This window comes from Deefgea salmonis, assembly GCF_020531905.1.
In the GTDB taxonomy this organism is placed as follows: Bacteria; Pseudomonadota; Gammaproteobacteria; order Burkholderiales; family Chitinibacteraceae; genus Deefgea; species Deefgea salmonis.
Map to the genome: position 1 here is coordinate 724,470 of NZ_JAJAWG010000001.1, position 15,893 is coordinate 740,362.

At 50.6% G+C, this 15,893-nt stretch carries 14 protein-coding genes and 1 tRNA gene; 6 read left to right on the forward strand and 9 right to left on the reverse strand.

The genetic code is table 11. The features are described 5' to 3' along the window. Positions 1-178 precede the first annotated feature (178 nt). Positions 179-988, forward strand: coding sequence for a type I methionyl aminopeptidase (gene map, locus LG219_RS03265; RefSeq protein WP_226763104.1), 810 nt, complete (start codon positions 179-181; stop codon positions 986-988). Between the two features lie 250 nt (positions 989-1,238). Further along, positions 1,239-3,803: a [protein-PII] uridylyltransferase gene (locus LG219_RS03270; RefSeq protein ID WP_226763105.1), complete on the forward strand. Its 2,565-nt coding sequence runs from the start codon at positions 1,239-1,241 to the stop codon at positions 3,801-3,803. A gap of 332 nt (positions 3,804-4,135) precedes the next feature. Here LG219_RS03270 and trhO read toward each other — a convergent pair whose 3' ends face one another. After that, the gene (trhO, locus tag LG219_RS03275; RefSeq protein ID WP_226763106.1) at positions 4,136-5,086 is read right to left on the reverse strand and encodes an oxygen-dependent tRNA uridine(34) hydroxylase TrhO; all 951 of its coding nucleotides are present in this window, start codon (positions 5,084-5,086) and stop codon (positions 4,136-4,138) included. 271 nt (positions 5,087-5,357) lie between these two features. Between trhO and LG219_RS03280 the strand changes: the two genes are divergently transcribed. Further along, positions 5,358-5,756 carry a hypothetical protein gene (locus LG219_RS03280; protein ID WP_226763107.1) on the forward strand — a complete coding sequence of 133 codons (399 nt, stop codon included), beginning with the start codon at positions 5,358-5,360 and terminating at the stop codon, positions 5,754-5,756. Between the two features lie 448 nt (positions 5,757-6,204). On the opposite strand, the gene trhP is transcribed toward LG219_RS03280, so the two are convergent. The 5 genes from trhP to xseB all read right to left on the reverse strand — a co-directional run bounded on the left by trhP (position 6,205) and on the right by xseB (position 11,539). Beyond that, positions 6,205-7,566, reverse strand: a complete 1,362-nt coding sequence (gene trhP, locus LG219_RS03285) for a prephenate-dependent tRNA uridine(34) hydroxylase TrhP (RefSeq protein WP_226763108.1) — start codon at positions 7,564-7,566, stop codon at positions 6,205-6,207. 518 nt (positions 7,567-8,084) lie between these two features. Beyond that, positions 8,085-8,300 carry a (2Fe-2S)-binding protein gene (locus LG219_RS03290; RefSeq protein ID WP_226763109.1) on the reverse strand — a complete coding sequence of 72 codons (216 nt, stop codon included), beginning with the start codon at positions 8,298-8,300 and terminating at the stop codon, positions 8,085-8,087. 173 nt (positions 8,301-8,473) lie between these two features. After that, positions 8,474-10,348, reverse strand: coding sequence for a 1-deoxy-D-xylulose-5-phosphate synthase (gene dxs / locus LG219_RS03295; protein WP_226763110.1), 1,875 nt, complete (start codon positions 10,346-10,348; stop codon positions 8,474-8,476). 40 nt (positions 10,349-10,388) lie between these two features. Beyond that, the gene (locus tag LG219_RS03300) at positions 10,389-11,294 is read right to left on the reverse strand and encodes a polyprenyl synthetase family protein (protein ID WP_226763111.1); all 906 of its coding nucleotides are present in this window, start codon (positions 11,292-11,294) and stop codon (positions 10,389-10,391) included. Beyond that, positions 11,294-11,539, reverse strand: coding sequence for an exodeoxyribonuclease VII small subunit (gene xseB / locus LG219_RS03305; protein ID WP_226763112.1), 246 nt, complete (start codon positions 11,537-11,539; stop codon positions 11,294-11,296). Before xseB ends, LG219_RS03300 begins: the two co-directional genes overlap by 1 nt. A gap of 201 nt (positions 11,540-11,740) precedes the next feature. Between xseB and LG219_RS03310 the strand changes: the two genes are divergently transcribed. Both LG219_RS03310 and LG219_RS03315 read left to right on the forward strand, forming a co-directional pair. Continuing rightward, entirely contained in the window at positions 11,741-12,595 is an 855-nt protein-coding gene (locus LG219_RS03310) for a beta-1,6-N-acetylglucosaminyltransferase (protein WP_226763113.1), read from the forward strand. A 61-nt stretch (positions 12,596-12,656) separates the two neighbouring features. Then, positions 12,657-13,712 carry an SIS domain-containing protein gene (locus tag LG219_RS03315; RefSeq protein WP_226763114.1) on the forward strand — a complete coding sequence of 352 codons (1,056 nt, stop codon included), beginning with the start codon at positions 12,657-12,659 and terminating at the stop codon, positions 13,710-13,712. 58 nt (positions 13,713-13,770) lie between these two features. Here the strand turns inward: LG219_RS03315 and LG219_RS03320 are convergent, their stop codons facing one another. Further along, positions 13,771-14,517 (reverse strand): c-type cytochrome, encoded by a 747-nt coding sequence (locus LG219_RS03320; protein WP_226763115.1) that lies wholly within the window; start codon positions 14,515-14,517, stop codon positions 13,771-13,773. Positions 14,518-14,669: 152 nt separating this feature from the next. Here LG219_RS03320 and LG219_RS03325 point away from each other — a divergent pair. Then, positions 14,670-14,746: transfer RNA gene (locus LG219_RS03325), tRNA-Arg, on the forward strand. Between the two features lie 263 nt (positions 14,747-15,009). Here LG219_RS03325 and crcB read toward each other — a convergent pair. Next, positions 15,010-15,399 (reverse strand): fluoride efflux transporter CrcB, encoded by a 390-nt coding sequence (gene crcB, locus LG219_RS03330; protein ID WP_226763116.1) that lies wholly within the window; start codon positions 15,397-15,399, stop codon positions 15,010-15,012. Between the two features lie 10 nt (positions 15,400-15,409). Then, complete coding sequence (locus LG219_RS03335; protein WP_226763117.1) at positions 15,410-15,802, reverse strand: fluoride efflux transporter FluC; 393 nt, start codon at positions 15,800-15,802, stop codon at positions 15,410-15,412. Between the last annotated feature and the right edge of the window lie 91 nt (positions 15,803-15,893).

Below are 15,893 nucleotides of genomic sequence, written 5' to 3' on the forward strand. Positions count from 1 at the left end.
CTGCACCCTATCAAACCCAGCCTGCGCTGGGTTTTTTTATCCTTGCTGCGCCAATGCCGAGCTTGAGCGGCGCGGCACGGCGGGTCTTCAATCCGCTACGGCGCGGGCAATGTTATACTTGCGTTAAATCAAACTCATCGCGCGCGGCGTTAGCGGCGCGCAGCAACTCAAGGCTTGTATGACAATTACCATTAAAACTGCCGAAGAAATAGAAAAAATGCGCATTGCGGGCCGTCTTGGCAGCGAAGTGCTCGACTACATCACCCCGTTTATTCAACCGGGCGTTACCACCGAAGAAATTGATCGTTTATGCTATGAATACATGGTCAATGTGCAGGGTACTATCCCCGCGCCTTTAAATTACTGCCCGCCTGGCTATATACCCTACCCGAAATCAATTTGCACTTCGGTGAATAATGTCATCTGCCACGGCATTCCAAACAGCAAGCCACTTAAAAATGGCGACGTGGTCAATCTAGACATTACCGTGATCAAAGACGGCTACCACGGCGACAATAGCCGCATGTATATGGTCGGCGACAATGTCGCTACGCATGCTAAGCGTTTGTCACAAATTACTTTTGACTGCATGTGGATTGGCATTGATCAAGTCAAACCCGGCGCGCGCTTAGGCGACATTGGCGCGGCGATTCAAAAATACGCTGAAAAAGCCGGTTATTCGGTAGTACGTGAATTTTGTGGCCACGGCATTGGCGCGGTGTTTCATGAAGAGCCGCAAGTATTGCATTACGGCAAGGCTGGCACCGGCGTTGAACTCAAAGCCGGTATGATTTTCACCATCGAACCGATGATTAACGCGGGAAAACGTGAAATCAAACAAATGAGCGATGGCTGGACGATTGTGACTAAAGATCGTAGCTTGTCCGCGCAATGGGAACACACCGTATTGGTTACCGAAACCGGTTACGAGGTATTGACCGTATCGGCAGGCACCCCGCCGCGCCCAGAGAAATACCTACTCGCTTAACACTAAACGCCCTCGATTGAGGGCGTTTTTAAATCAAAAAACATCCTGATTCAACGCCAACACCGGCCCACAGCGGTTGACGTTGAACTTGCCCGCCGTACTGATGCAGATTGGAATCTAAGGCAAGACACGAAGCGTACGCAGGATTTGAATGTCTACGCCCACCTGTCACGCCGCCCAGCTCCATCCTCGCAACACGGCAGTCTGGCGAGCACAGGCTTACAGCTTATTGTCGTTTGGAGTTATCGTCATGCGTTCGGTCAGTGCGATTCGTGAATCTTATGCCCTTGCTAAACTCGCGCTGCGCGAGCGTTTTTCTGAACCTAGCAAAGCCGCACCCTTACTCAATTCCTTATCGAACCTCACCGATGCCACCTTGATCGAACTGTGGGATAGGCATGAATTCACTAGCGATGTATTGCTCTGCGCCGTAGGTGGTTACGGGCGTGGCGAGCTATACCCTTATTCAGACATCGATTTATTGATTTTACTGCCTGAGCAGCCCAGCGCTGGCCTACTGGAAAAACTCGAAGTCTTGGTTGGCGAGCTATGGGATATTGGCATCGAGGTCGGCCATTCGGTACGCACCACCACCGACTGCCTGTATGAAGCCGAGCGCGACATCACCGTACAAACCGCCCTACTTGAAACTCGGCCACTCACAGGCGATCTGCAGCGTTTTCATGATTTTATGGATACGGTGCATCGCCACATCGACCCAAAAGAATTTTTTGAAGCCAAACTGATCGAACAACAAGCGCGCTACGGCCGCTTTCAAAACGCCACTTACAAACTCGAACCGAACATCAAAGAAGCCCCTGGCGGCCTGCGTGATTTACACCTAATTGGCTGGATTGCCGCCAGCCAACGCCTTGGCCGCGACTGGCATGCCTTGGCGGCGCTCAGCATGCTCACGCCTGAAGAAAACCGCAAACTATGCGAAGCCGAGCGCGTGCTACGCACCTATCGCATTGCCCTGCACTGGCGCGCCAAACGCCGCGAAGATCGGATTTTATTTGATTACCAGCATGCGCTGGCCAAAGACTTTGGCTTTGATGACGTCTCCACCGCCGGCCGAATCACTCAGCGCGCCAGCGAAGCCTTTATGGCCGAATACTATTTGGCGGCCCGCATCATCACCCAGTTAGTGCCGGTATTGGTGCATGCTTTACGGCAAAGAATCTATTCCTACCTCAGTAATACCACGCCGATCAATGCGGATTTTTATATTCGCGATGGCTTGCTGGCGATTTACGACCCCGAATTATTTAGCAAAAATCCATCGGCAATTTTGGCGCTATTTTTGCATCTAGAACAACGCCGCGAAGCAAGCGATATTGCGCCAGAAACCTTGCGCGCACTGTGGCATGCACGCGACTTGATTAACGATAATTTTTTGTGCAATCCGCACAATAAGCAACTATTTATCGCGCTATTTAGAGAACCGCGCGGCTTAACCCGCGTACTGCGGCGCATGAATCAATACGGCGTTTTGGGCCGCTATATTCCCGAATTTGGCGATATTGTTGGCCGCATGCAACATGATTTATTTCATGTGTATACCGTCGACGAGCATATTTTGATGGTGCTGCGTAATATGCGCCGTTTTGCCGTTCCGGCTTTTACCCACGAATACCCGCTGTGCTCGCGGCTGATCGAAGAATTTGCCCACCCTGAAGTGCTGTATTTAGCCGCGCTATTTCATGATATTGGCAAAGGCCGTGGGGGCGACCATTCGCAACTGGGCGAAACCATTACCCGCGAATGGTGCGAGCGCCACCCCTTGCCCGCCGCCGACACCGATTTGATTGTGTGGCTGGTGCGACACCACCTAACCATGTCGTCAGTCGCGCAAAAACAAGACGTGTACGACCCTGACGTGATCACCGAATTTGCCGCCTTAGTCGGCAACGAGCGCTATCTAAATGCACTGTATTTGCTGACGGTGGCTGATATTCGCGGCACCAGCCCTAAAGTTTGGAACGCATGGAAAGCCAAATTACTCGAAGATTTATTTAAAGGCACGCAGCGCTTTTTAAACCAGCAAAGTGGCCATTCATGGCTCAGCGAGCGGCAAGAAGAAGCATTGCGGCTGTTGCGACTATATGGTTTACGCAATGACGCGCACGATCCATTCTGGCGCTTACTCGACACGGTGTATTTCTTACGCCACGACGCACGCGATATTGCTTGGCACACCCGCATGCTGTTTGCGCGAACGCATTGCGATGACATTCAAGTGCGCGCCAAACTCTCCGAATCGGGCGAAGGCTTGCAAGTCTTGGTCTACGGTCCCGACCAAGCCGATTTATTTGTGCATATTTGCAGCTTTTTTGAACGCGCTGGCTATTCGATTTTTGACGCACAAATCCACACCACACATCACGGCTATGCACTTGATACGTTCTACGTGTTCATTCCCGATAGTCAGCATATTTCGTATCGCGATTTAATTAATTATGTTGAGTTTGAACTCAGCGAAGTGCTCAACCGACGCAAGCCCGCGCCGGCTCAACTGAGCGGCCGGATTTCACGCCAGCAAAAACACTTTCCGGTGAAAACGCATGTGCAAATTCGCCCCGATGAAAAAGGCAAATACTCGATTTTGTCGGTGGTGGCTGGTGATCGACCGGGCCTGCTCTCGACCATTGCGCGCATTTTGGCGGCCAATCGCATCGAGATTCAATCAGCCAAAATCATGACCTTGGGCGAGCGCGCCGAAGATAATTTTTTAATCTCCGGCCGCGTGCTTAACGATGCTAAGTTTGTGTTGCAGCTAGAAAGTGAACTACTACAAACGCTGAACGAAAAATAAGGGTATTGCCACGCAATCAACATAAAATATTGATTACGTGGCAATACCCATTAATTTTGGCTTTGTTTGGATTTGGTGTTGATATTTTAAATTGCACGTATTTAAACAGATCGACTGCAGCCCCTTCCCCCTTGATGGGGGAAGGTTGGGATGGGGGTGTTGAGCTTAAAATACACTCCGTAGTATCACCCTAACCCTCTCCCATCAAGGGAGAGGGAATGCCGCGAAACTTTCATCATGAACAACACGCAATCTGAACATCGCCAAGCTTAACCGTCTGTTGCTACGCCAGATCGCTCATCAGCAAGCTAGCGACTTACGCCGCATGGCAATTAACGTGACGGGGTCTTTTTAATGACTCGGCCCAATGGATTGGGTTGATTGCGTTTTTTTGCCAACTCAATTTGCTTTTGCCGCTCTTGCGCGCCGCTGCGGGTTTTTTCGCTGAGATTATCAAAGCAATGTGGGCAGCTCACGCCAGCCACATAATGCGGCGATAGGCGCTCTTCTTTCGACACCGGCTGACGGCAAGCGTGGCACAACTCAAAATCACCCTCGCTCAAATCGTGGCGCACCGTCACACGGTTGTCGAACACAAAGCAATCGCCTTTCCATAGTGTTTCTTCCTGCGGTACTTCTTCGAGGTATTTCAAAATCCCACCTTTTAAGTGGTATACCTCTGCAAAACCCTCACCCAGCATATAGCTCGATGCTTTCTCGCAGCGAATGCCGCCAGTGCAAAACATCGCCACTTTTTTATGGACTGCCGGATCAAAATGCTCTTTCACGTAATCAGGAAACTCGCGGAATGTTTCGGTTTTCGGATCAATCGCCCGCTCGAACGTGCCAATCGCCACTTCGTAATCATTACGTGTATCAATCACCAGCACTTCGGGATCGGAAATAATGGCATTCCAATCTTTGGGCTCAATATACGTGCCGACGGCTTTGTTTGGATCAACACCCGGCACGCCCAACGTGACGATTTCTTTTTTTAGTTTTACTTTGGTACGCAAAAAGGGCTGCTCAGCGCAGAACGATTCTTTGTGATCCACAGCCACCAAGCGCGGATCAGAGCGCAACCACGCCAGCAAGCCATCAATCCCCGCGCGCGTACCCGCCACCGTGCCGTTAATCCCTTCATCGGCCAGCAGCAGCGTACCGTGCACGTTTAAATCGAGCATCGTTTGCAACAGTGGCTCGCGCAATTGAACGTAATCGCTGAGCGTGACAAATTGATACAGCGCCGCAACAACAATCGCGCCTTCGGTTTGATTCGACATGTTTTCTCCAAGTGGTCACCCGCGTAAAGGGCGGACCGGATTTTTATTCTGGGAGCGGATTTTACCTGAGGCGTAACATCATAAACCGCTGAATAAGAGATATTTTTTTCAAAATTACACGATACATTTACTGTCGGCATCAGTTATTGATCGTTACATTTAAGCGGCAAACCCCTAAATGATTTGAGCCATCACTCGTTTGACCGCAAACTGCGAGTTACTGACAACGTTATTCCTCGCCAGCGAGGGCAACCCAGAAAAGGAAATAAAGATGAGCGAAGTAAAAATGGGTTATACCGCTATGGCGTCAACAGTACTGTTGGTTGTTACAGTCAGCGTCTGGGCTGGATTTAACATGGGAAAAACTGAAGCATTGCGAGTCCAAGAGCAAACTCATCCGCAAAAAGCCCCTGAGCCCTCAGAGTCCATGCATCGAGCAATGGTGGGTGGTTGCCGCGCAAACCTTATTGCAATTGAATCCGCGGACCAAGGGATAACTCCCGGAGCTTACGTTGAGATTCCTAGTTCTCTTGAGCGACTTCGTCTTACAAAACTTTATCCACTCTGCGAGAGCAATCCAGGGCAAACTCAGGAGCTATTAGCAGACATTTACGCGCAATATATTAAAGAAATCCACAAAGAAAATACAAAACTCGGGCGCGAACGCTAGCCCCCCTCCCACACACCAGCCAAATATTTATCGCGATTGTTGGGCTTCGCAGACTCACCACGTACGGCGCAATGCTGTAGGGTGCTGATGAGCGTAGCGAATCGCGCCGCTGTGATGTTTATTTGCGGCTGATTCGGCGCAATTCGCTACGCTCATTGTCGCCCTACGGCAGATTTAACTCGGCGTAATCCAGCGTAATCGGAGGAATGGCATGAGTGCGATTACGCTGCGCTAATCGCACCTACGACGTTTTGGCATGGGGTATTTCCATCAAGAAATTAAAATCAAACACCCCAAAAGCAATACCCCGTAGGGTGTGAAAATGCCGCCGGCGTTTGCGCACCGAGTCGCGATGCGAGCCATCACAACGCACCTATCCGCGTGCGCAAATGCGCACCAACAAAAAAGCCGCTTTTCAGCGGCTTTTTAACAATCAAAATCCCAACAATTAAAACAAGCGTGCCAGCAAAGCATTGGCGTATTTGGCATCGAGCGGGATGGCGGCTTTGGCGCCGCTGCCGAGAGCGGATTCCACCAAAGCGCCGTTTTTACCACGGATTTGCTCGAGTTTAACGATGATATTGCCGCTTGGATGAATGATTTCCAGCGAATCGCCAACTGAGAATTTGTTTTTCACTTCAATCTCAGCCCAGCCGTCTTGGATATTGAGCACTTCGCCGACGTATTGGCTGCGGTGTGCTTTGGAATGACCATCTAGGTAGTTTTGCGCTTCGTGCGTGGTGTGACGCTGGTAAAAGCCGTCGGTATAGCCGCGATTAGCCAAACCATCCAAATCAGCAAGCAAGGCGGGGTTAAATGGCCGGCCAGCCACCGCGTCGTCAATCGCTTGACGATACACTTGGGCGGTGCGCGCCACGTAATACAGCGATTTGGTACGGCCTTCGATTTTGAGTGAATCGATACCCATTTTCACCAGACGCTCGATATGCTGCACCGCGCGCAAGTCTTTGCTGTTCATGATGTACGTGCCGTGTTCGTCTTCGACAATTGGCATTAGCTCGCCCGGACGATTGGCTTCTTCGATCAAATAGGTTTTGTCGGCCAATGGATGGCGCTCTTGGCCACCACAGGCGGAGAACACTTGATTGGCGTCGTTCATGGCTTTATTAAAATCAAACTGAATGACTTGTTCTTTCAGCTGAACATCACCGGCGTCATCTGGATTGGTGTCGTGCGTTTTGTAGTCCCAACGGCAGGCATTGGTACAGGTACCTTGATTTGGGTCGCGGTGGTTGAAATACCCCGACAATAGGCAACGGCCTGAGTAGGCAATACACAGCGCGCCGTGGACAAACACTTCGATTTCCATATCTGGGCACAGCTGGCGAATTTCTTCGATTTCATCCAAGGACAATTCACGCGACAAAATCACGCGCTCTAAGCCCATTGATTTCCAGAATTTCACGCCGGCGTAATTCACCGTATTGGCCTGTACCGACAAATGAATCACTTGTTCTGGCCATTTTTCACGCACCATCATAATCAAGCCCGGATCAGCCATGATCAGCGCATCTGGTTTCATCGCAATCACCGGTTCCATGTCGGCCAAATAGGTTTTTACTTTGGCGTTGTGCGGCAAGATATTGCTGGCAACAAAGAATTTTTTGCCACGGGCGTGGGCTTCTTCAATCCCTTGACCAATTTGCTCCAATTTAAAATCATTATTGCGCGCGCGCAGGCTGTAGCGCGGTTGACCGGCGTAGACCGCGTCGGCACCAAAGTCATAAGCGGCACTCATTTTTTCGAGTGTACCGGCGGGCAATAAGAGTTCAGGTGCTTTTAAGGTCATGGTGGGGGCGTGTGTTCAAACTAAGAAAGGCGCGCATTATACCGCAAATACGCTGCACAAAAAACAGGCAATATTAAATAAACGAACCAAATCAGTAGCTTGCCGATATTACCCACAGCTAACTCACACGCTATGCTTTTTTTACGGGGATAAACTGGCAAATAGCGGGATAAGTGCTAAATACAACAAAATTTGCCGAATTCAAGCTGTGATTTGAATTTTTTTGCCTATTTTTTAATCGGCAAACAAAATCAGCAACAAAACAGTCACTTAGACCCGCTATCCACAGCCTGTGCACATGACTATCCATTCAGCCTGTGAATGAGTAGCCCAGACTGATTAAAATTTAATCATCCAGTATTTTCCCTATGCTTTCAAACACCTAAGCCACTTACTCACAGCTAGCACACAGGCTGAGCCCAGCAGCATGGGGAAAACCACGATGGCCGCCGTGGATAACAAAAAACCGAGCTTTTAGCTCGGTTTAGTCAAGGTGGCTTTGCTGAACGGGGATGGCTTTATGCAAAGCCCAAACCCGACAACGGCACATGTTGCTGCTCGGCCTGTTCAGCAAGTGCTTCTTTTAACACTTGTTTGGCGCAGCGCGCACATTTGCCGCAACAGGTAGCGACATCGGTCACCTGCCGCAATTGGATAAAGGTGCGAACCCCTTGCTGCGCGACAGCGCGATTAATCGCTTTATCACTCACATTGTTGCAGACACAAACAATCATAATGAGAACCTTATCAATAACTATTCTCATTATCATAAAAATTTTTCCCTCTGCCAAGTGTTTTTTTCAGTCATGACCAATTTCACGGTTTGAGCAGCAATCAGAGCCCGCTTCCACCATAAAAAAAGCCGCCCATTCGGGCGGCAATTCATTGAAACAACGACTTTTGGCACTTAAAGCGTAGCCAGTCGCCGCTCAATACTGGCCAAAATACCAGCACAATCCAAGCCACAGTCCGCCAGAATTTGTTTTTGCTCGCCATGCTCTACATAGCTATCGGGCAAGCCCAATTGCAATACGGCACGTGAAACGCCTTGCGCGGCCAAGCACTCTAACACCGCACTACCCGCGCCGCCCATAATGGCATTGTCTTCCACCGTTACCAGCAGATCATGCGACGCGGCCAGCGCCAGAAGCAACTCGGTATCGAGCGGTTTAATAAAGCGCATATTGGCCACCGTTGCATCCAATGCTTCAGCGGCAGCCAGCGCAGGCTGCAGCACTGCACCAAACGCCAAAATGGCCACTCGGCGACCCGTTACTACTGGCTCACGCGCCGTGCAGCGAATTTCGCCCTTACCCCAAGGCAGCAAGCTCATTTCAGCCGCGATTGTCGCCCCCAAACCACTGCCGCGCGGATAGCGCACGGCGGCTGGGCCAGCATATTGATACGCGGTATAGAGCATTTGCCGACATTCGTTTTCATCGCCGGGCGCTAAAATCGCCAGATTTGGAATGCAGCGCATAAATGACAAATCAAAACTACCGGCATGCGTTGGTCCATCGGCCCCGACTAAACCGGCGCGATCAATCGCAAAAGTAACATCTAAATTTTGCAATGCCACATCATGAATCAATTGATCATAAGCGCGCTGCAAAAAGGTCGAATAAATCGCCACCACCGGCTTTAAGCCCTCACAGGCTAAACCCGCGGCAAAAGTAACGGCGTGTTGCTCAGCAATACCCACATCAAAATAGCGACTTGGATACTCAGCATGAAAGCGAACCATGCCCGAGCCTTCGCGCATTGCCGGTGTAATCCCCACCAGTTGCTCGTCTTGCGCCGCCATATCGCACAGCCAGTCGCCAAACACTTGGGTAAACGTGGGTTGACTTACCTTGCTGCTACAAACGCCATCTTGCTGATTAAACGGCGCCACGGCGTGATATTTCACCGGATCGGCCACTGCCAATTTGTAACCATTGCCTTTTTTGGTCACCACATGCAAAAACTGCGGGCCTTTAAGCTGCTTGATGTTGGACAAGGTGGCAACCAGCGTTTCCATATCATGGCCATCAATTGGGCCGATATAATTAAAGCCAATTTCCTCAAATAAAGTGCCGGGCGTTAAAAAGCCCTTGACGCTTTCTTCGCCTTTTTTGGCAAATTCTTTCAGCGGCGGCACGGCATCGAGCACTTTGCCAGACGCATTGCGAATGCCGTTATAAAACTTACCCGACAATAATTTGGCTAAATAATTATTAAACGCGCCCACATTGGGTGAAATCGACATTTCGTTGTCATTTAAAATCACCAATAAATCGACGTCGTCGCGATGACCCGCATTAAACAAGGCCTCAATCGCCTGCCCAGCCGTCATCGAACCGTCGCCAATGACCGCAATCGCTTTGCGTTTTTCGCCTTTAATCAACGCCGCTTCGGCCATGCCCAGCGCAGCACCAATCGAGGTTGAAGAATGCCCAACACCAAATGTGTCGTATTCGCTTTCTTCGCGCTTAGGAAACCCTGCCAAGCCGCCTTTTTGCCGCATGGTGAGCATGCGGTTTTTGCGCCCAGTCAAGATTTTATGCGGATAGCTTTGGTGACCAACGTCCCACACCAAACGATCATGCGGGGTGTCAAACACATAATGCAGCGCAACGGTTAACTCCACCGCGCCTAAATTGGATGCAAAATGCCCACCGGTATGGCTAACCGAATCGAGTAAATAGCTGCGCAATTGCTGAGCGAGCGCAGGCAACTCTTTGCGATCAAGTTGGCGTAAGTCTGCGGGTATTTCTATGGTATCAAGCAAAGGATAATTCATGTGTACCTTGCTTTGCAGGGGTATCCCCCTACAAGCCCTGTTAGTATTTTCTATCAACAATATACCCAGCAAGGGCACTTAATATATTGGCTCTTTCCCCAAAGGGTGCTAATGCGGCCAAGGCCGAAGCTTTGAGCTCACTGGCTTTTTCTTTTGCGCCTTTTAGTCCCAGCAAAGCCACATAAGTGGGCTTATTATTGGCGGCGTCTTTCCCTGCGGTTTTACCCAGGGTGGCCGAGTCCGCTTCACAATCCAAAATATCGTCAACCACTTGAAATGCCAAGCCGATGCATTTGGCATAATGATCGAGCGCTTCGCGCTGCTCGCTCGTCAATGGCGTACCGCAGTAAGCGCCCAACAACACCGCCGCGCGAATCAAAGCGCCGGTTTTCAAAATATGCATCAGCTCCAGCTGCGGCAAAGTCAACGTTTGGCCAACACTATACAAATCAATCCCTTGCCCACCACACATTCCCAAACTACCCGATGCACTGGCCAAGATTCGAATCATTTGTAACTGATCCGCCGGATTATCGGCCAAGGGATGATTGGCTAACACTTCAAACGCCGCGGCTTGCAAGGCGTCGCCCGCCAATAGCGCAGTAGCCTCACCGTAAGCCACGTGCACCGTTGGCTTACCTCGGCGCAACACGTCGTTATCCATTGCCGGCATATCGTCATGCACTAAAGAATATGCATGAATAAACTCCAAGGCACAGCCCGCATACTGCAAACGTTCAGCCGGCGCATCAACCAGCGAACCGGCGGCAAAAACCAATAAAGGCCGCACCCGCTTGCCGCCGTCAAGCACACTGTAACGCATCGCGTCGTGTAAGCGTTCGGGCAAATGATTGCTCGATGGCAATACTTGCGATAGCGCGCGCTCCATTTGCGCCTGAACGTCTTCCATCCAGAGTTTAAAATCAGTCGCTGGCGTTTTGCTCATTATTCTGCCCCCATCTTTGGCATCGACTTGAGCTCGCCACCTTCTAAGAGGCGAACTTGCTGCTCTGCCGCGCTTAATTTGCTTTCGCAAAAGCGCAATAATTCAGTGCCACGGCTAAACGCCAATAAACTGGCGTCCAGCGCTTGTCCTCCCGCTTCCATTTGGGCAATGAGAGCCTCTAACTCGGCCAAGCCTTGTTCAAAGTTGTCGGGTAAATTCGCCGATTTCGCTGCTGCTTTTGCCATAAAGTTTGCGCCCAAAATAAAAGTTCTTCACAAAAACACACCAATGAGCGCAGCCCTCTGCCCCATTCGCGCAAGGGGCTTATTGTACCCTTGCCATCGCACTGAAAACAGTCATTAAAGCCGCAAAACCGCAGTCAGCAGCGCCCAACAGGCCAAGACTGTTAGAATAGAGACACTTTAAACCGTGTTTTTGCGTAAAAAATGACCACCATTGCTTACTTTATTCTGGCCCACGCCCATCCCGAACAAATTTCACGCTTGGTTCAGCAGCTCCACACCCCGCATTCACGGTTTTATATTCACATCGACGCCAATACCCCAGATGCAACATTCACGGCATTGCAAAGCCAACTCTCGGCGCTAGAGAATATTCACTTTATTGAACGCCAAGCCTGCCGCTGGGGGGGCTTTTCATTGGTCGAGGCCAGCCTAAAACTGATGGCGGCTGCCAGCAAAGACGGTTTTGACTGGGGGGTATTGCTCTCTGGGCAAGACTACCCAATTCATAGCAATCAATACATCGAAGAAACCTTAGCACGTAGCCCCTACCTTGGCTTGATTGATATCAAGCCGGCGCCAGAGTTTGACATTGCTTACCGCTATCGCGCTTGGCACTTTGAAACCCTCAACGGCACGCGGCTCAATAAAGCACTGCAAAAATTACAGCGTTTGACTCGCACAATGGGGATTGAACGCGCTTTGCCGGCACCGATTTCGCAAATTTATGCCGGTTCGCAATGGTGGACACTCAGCCATACCGCCTGCCAAACCGTGCTCGACTTTGTGGCAAAGCAGCCGCAGGTGGTGGATTTTTTCCGCCAAACGCTAATCCCTGACGAGATGTTTTTCCAAACCATTTTGATGAATAGCCCACTGGCCGAGCAGCTATCTAGCGATGCGCGGCGTTATTTAGAATGGGATGAAGGGGCATGGTCGCCCCGCCTACTCAAGCCTGAAAATATCAGCCAACTTCGGCACAGCAACGCCTTATTCGCCCGCAAATTTGCCGCAGATGCCGCCAGCACCCAAGCACTGATTGCGCTGCACCACCAATAAGACACACCAATGATCGGTGCGTTCACTAAGATAAAGACTCCAGTACCGCACAAAGTACGCCATGCCGATCACCACCCGCGATTTAAATCAGCCTCACCACTACACCGCTGAGCGCAACTGGATCTACCAAGCCATTAACGATCAAGCCGCGCTCTGCGCCAATCTGATTGCAAGCGCCAAAGCCAAAACCCTCGCGCCTTGGCTACACGAACCTGAGCGCTTTGCTGACATCCAAGCGGTTTTGCTGATTGCCAGCGGCTCGAGTTTTCATGCCGCACAAGTCGCTCGATTTTGGATAGAAAGCCTCGCTAGGCTTCCCGCGCAAGTTGAATTAGCCAGCGAATTTTGCCATCAACCGTTACACGTTCATACCAACACGCTGGTGATTATCCTAGCCGAATCGGGCGAAGCCCCCGACACCTTAGCCGCGCTCACACACGCACAGCAACTGGCGCATCGCTCGATTGCCATTGGCCACCATGCCGACAGCACGCTGATGCAGCGAGTCCAATGGCCACTGGTACTGGATGTCGGCGAGCAACACGGCCGCATTGCCACCAAAACATTTTGCGCTCAGCTACTGGGCTTATTTTTAATCACGCAAACACTCGCCCAATCGCAAAATCAACCGAGTAATTTCGACACCGAGCTTGCCGCGCTGCCTGACGCAATCGCGCAAATTTTAAACCTCGCGCCACAGTTCAAACAATGGGCGCAATGCTTGCACGCCGAAGCCGCTATTTTCATCACCGCACGGCAGATCTACAGCCCCATTGCCAGCGAAGGCGCGCTTAAATTCAAAGCCATTGCGCATCGCTTTGCCGAGGCCTGCCCTTGCAGCGAGTTAAAACACGGCATTGAGCACCTCGCAAAACAAAAAATCGCCCTCATTACTTGCCTACCTTGGGATGCCTTGACCGAAAAGACCTTAGCCGACTTGCGTCAGTTCCATCACCACGACTGCGCTATTTTTGTTTTAAGCGACGCCCCGCTCGCCAAAATTAGCGGCCTTAACACCATCCAAATGCCTGACAAACTCAAGCACCTCAATCCACTGCTGTACGCCATCGCCTTACAAGGACTCGCCTACTACACCAGCACGATGCGGACTCATTGAACACAGCATAAAAAAAGCCACATCAAAAGATGTGGCTTGATCGGCAGAGTTCAGCTAATTATTTTGACGCATTGATCATATACAAAGCAGCAGCATTAAATTCAGCATCTGAACCGCTATAACCGCCCTTCGGTGGCATCGCACCCAAACCCTTGGTGGCAATGGCAATTGCATTATCAATGCCATCTTTCAAACGGGGCGCCCAAGCGGCTTTATCGCCAAATTTAGGCGCGCCCGCCACACCCGTGTCATGGCAAGCCATACAAACACTCGCGTAAATTTCTTTGCCTTTGACGTTTGGATCAATCGTTGCTGCAGCACCCGCAGCGACTTTCGGTTCTTCAAACTTAGCGCCACCAGCATTTGCCATAAAGGCCACGGCACGCGCCACTTCTTCATCGGTTAACGCCGGATCACCACCCTTCGCTGGCATGGCATTAAACCCACCCACTGCATGCTTGACCAAAGTCGCAAAACCTTGACCAATTCGCGTAGACCAAGCGGCGGCATCTGCAAATTTAGGTGCGCCAGCCAAGCCAGCGCCATGACAGGAAATACAAACGGCCTCATAAACAGCCTTGCCTGAGCGAGAACCAATCGGCGTACTATCGACAATCTTGACAACGCCGACAGGTTGTAAGCGTGCGGCAACAGCCTCATTGGTCATCGTTGAGCTTGCCATATTCATCGCCATACCCGAAGTAAACAGCTTGATTACCAAGTAAACAAACAGAGGTACGCCAATTAAAGCCGCCAGAATCATTCCGACAACGCTTTTAGACGCAGATGCGTTGGAACCGCTCATGCTGTCATCCCTTTCTTGAAATTGTTAAATTAATTGGCTGTATCGCCTTTATGGCTGACAATTATACCGACAACATCGAAACAACAAAACACTATTCACCAACTGACTAGACGCGAACGCAAATAGCCGTTATCATCGCTCCCCTAATCAAAGCGCCCGTAGCTCAGTTGGATAGAGTATCAGTTTCCGAAACTGAGGGTCACAGGTTCGATTCCTGTCGGGCGCACCAATAAAATCAACGACTTAGCCAAAAACAAGCAACAAAAACACCACACTAAGTCCGTCCACAGCACCCGCTTAAAACCAATCTTAAAGTTTTTTTTCAGCGCACCAAAAAGAGACAACCACGCTCAATAAGCAGTTACTATTGGCTTTTTGAGCTGTTTTCTAGCCACTTAGACTCAAATACAACAACATCCAATCGGCATCACGCACGATTTAGCGCCGGGTTCTTCCGCAGCAATCGATTTACTTCGCACAGATAAAACCGCCTTAATCGCTCTTTTCTGGCGTTTTTTGCGCCAAATACAGCCCCAGCAGCATCATGGCAAAGCCCAACACCACGCTTAATACTAAATACGCGCAGGCCAGCAGCCACTCTCCCGGCGTTTTGAGCATAGTGACTGAGCCATAGATATAGCTAGAAAACGTCGACATTCCGCCCATAATGCCGGTGCCGACCATGGTATGTACGTGATGGTGAATCATGACGCGGCGATGAAAACTAGTAGAAAGCCCAAGCAAAAAACTGGCCAACATATTGGCGATAAAAATATCTAAAGGAAAGCCGCCAGCGACCGGCGGGATCAGCAACATAATAAATTCTCGGCACATTGCGCCAAAAGCGCCGCCGACAAAAATCAAAATAATCCAATTGGCCACGGTCACACTCCTAGCGGGACAACAGCGCCAGCCAAGCGCCCAATATGGCGGCCAACAACCCAGCCAATACCGATAACATCAAATAAAAAACCGCCATTTTGCCTCGGCCCGAGTCGGTCAACTTCGCCGCATCCAATTGCATGCTACTGAACGTGGTAAACCCACCCAAAGCGCCCGTCAGCACCCCCGCATTGAGTGGCGTACCAAAACGCTCACGCCAATCAATCGAGAACAAAATCGACAAGTAAGCAATCACAAAAGCGCCGCTGACATTAATCAACAAAGTCCCCAAAGGAAAATCGCCGTGATAGCGCTCACCCACCCAGAGCCCGACACGCCAACGCGCTAGCGAGCCCAAACCGCCACCCAAGCCCACCCACATCACATCCAATGCCGAGACCATCGCCCACCTCCCGATTCGCATTTCGCGTAGGCTTTAACATAGCCGATATTACTCACGCCCTTAACGGCCATTAACGCGGGCAGAGATAAAA

Bases quoted from the DNA above. Each gene is read 5' to 3' on its own strand.
- map (WP_226763104.1), top strand. From the start codon at position 179: ATGACAATTACCATTAAAACTGCCGAAGAAATAGAAAAAATGCGCATT.
- LG219_RS03270 (WP_226763105.1), top strand. From the start codon at position 1,239: ATGCGTTCGGTCAGTGCGATTCGTGAATCTTATGCCCTTGCTAAACTC.
- trhO (WP_226763106.1), bottom strand. From the start codon at position 5,086: ATGTCGAATCAAACCGAAGGCGCGATTGTTGTTGCGGCGCTGTATCAA.
- LG219_RS03280 (WP_226763107.1), top strand. From the start codon at position 5,358: ATGAGCGAAGTAAAAATGGGTTATACCGCTATGGCGTCAACAGTACTG.
- trhP (WP_226763108.1), bottom strand. From the start codon at position 7,566: ATGACCTTAAAAGCACCTGAACTCTTATTGCCCGCCGGTACACTCGAA.
- LG219_RS03290 (WP_226763109.1), bottom strand. From the start codon at position 8,300: ATGATTGTTTGTGTCTGCAACAATGTGAGTGATAAAGCGATTAATCGC.
- dxs (WP_226763110.1), bottom strand. From the start codon at position 10,348: ATGAATTATCCTTTGCTTGATACCATAGAAATACCCGCAGACTTACGC.
- LG219_RS03300 (WP_226763111.1), bottom strand. From the start codon at position 11,294: ATGAGCAAAACGCCAGCGACTGATTTTAAACTCTGGATGGAAGACGTT.
- xseB (WP_226763112.1), bottom strand. From the start codon at position 11,539: ATGGCAAAAGCAGCAGCGAAATCGGCGAATTTACCCGACAACTTTGAA.
- LG219_RS03310 (WP_226763113.1), top strand. From the start codon at position 11,741: ATGACCACCATTGCTTACTTTATTCTGGCCCACGCCCATCCCGAACAA.
- LG219_RS03315 (WP_226763114.1), top strand. From the start codon at position 12,657: ATGCCGATCACCACCCGCGATTTAAATCAGCCTCACCACTACACCGCT.
- LG219_RS03320 (WP_226763115.1), bottom strand. From the start codon at position 14,517: ATGAGCGGTTCCAACGCATCTGCGTCTAAAAGCGTTGTCGGAATGATT.
- LG219_RS03335 (WP_226763117.1), bottom strand. From the start codon at position 15,802: ATGGTCTCGGCATTGGATGTGATGTGGGTGGGCTTGGGTGGCGGTTTG.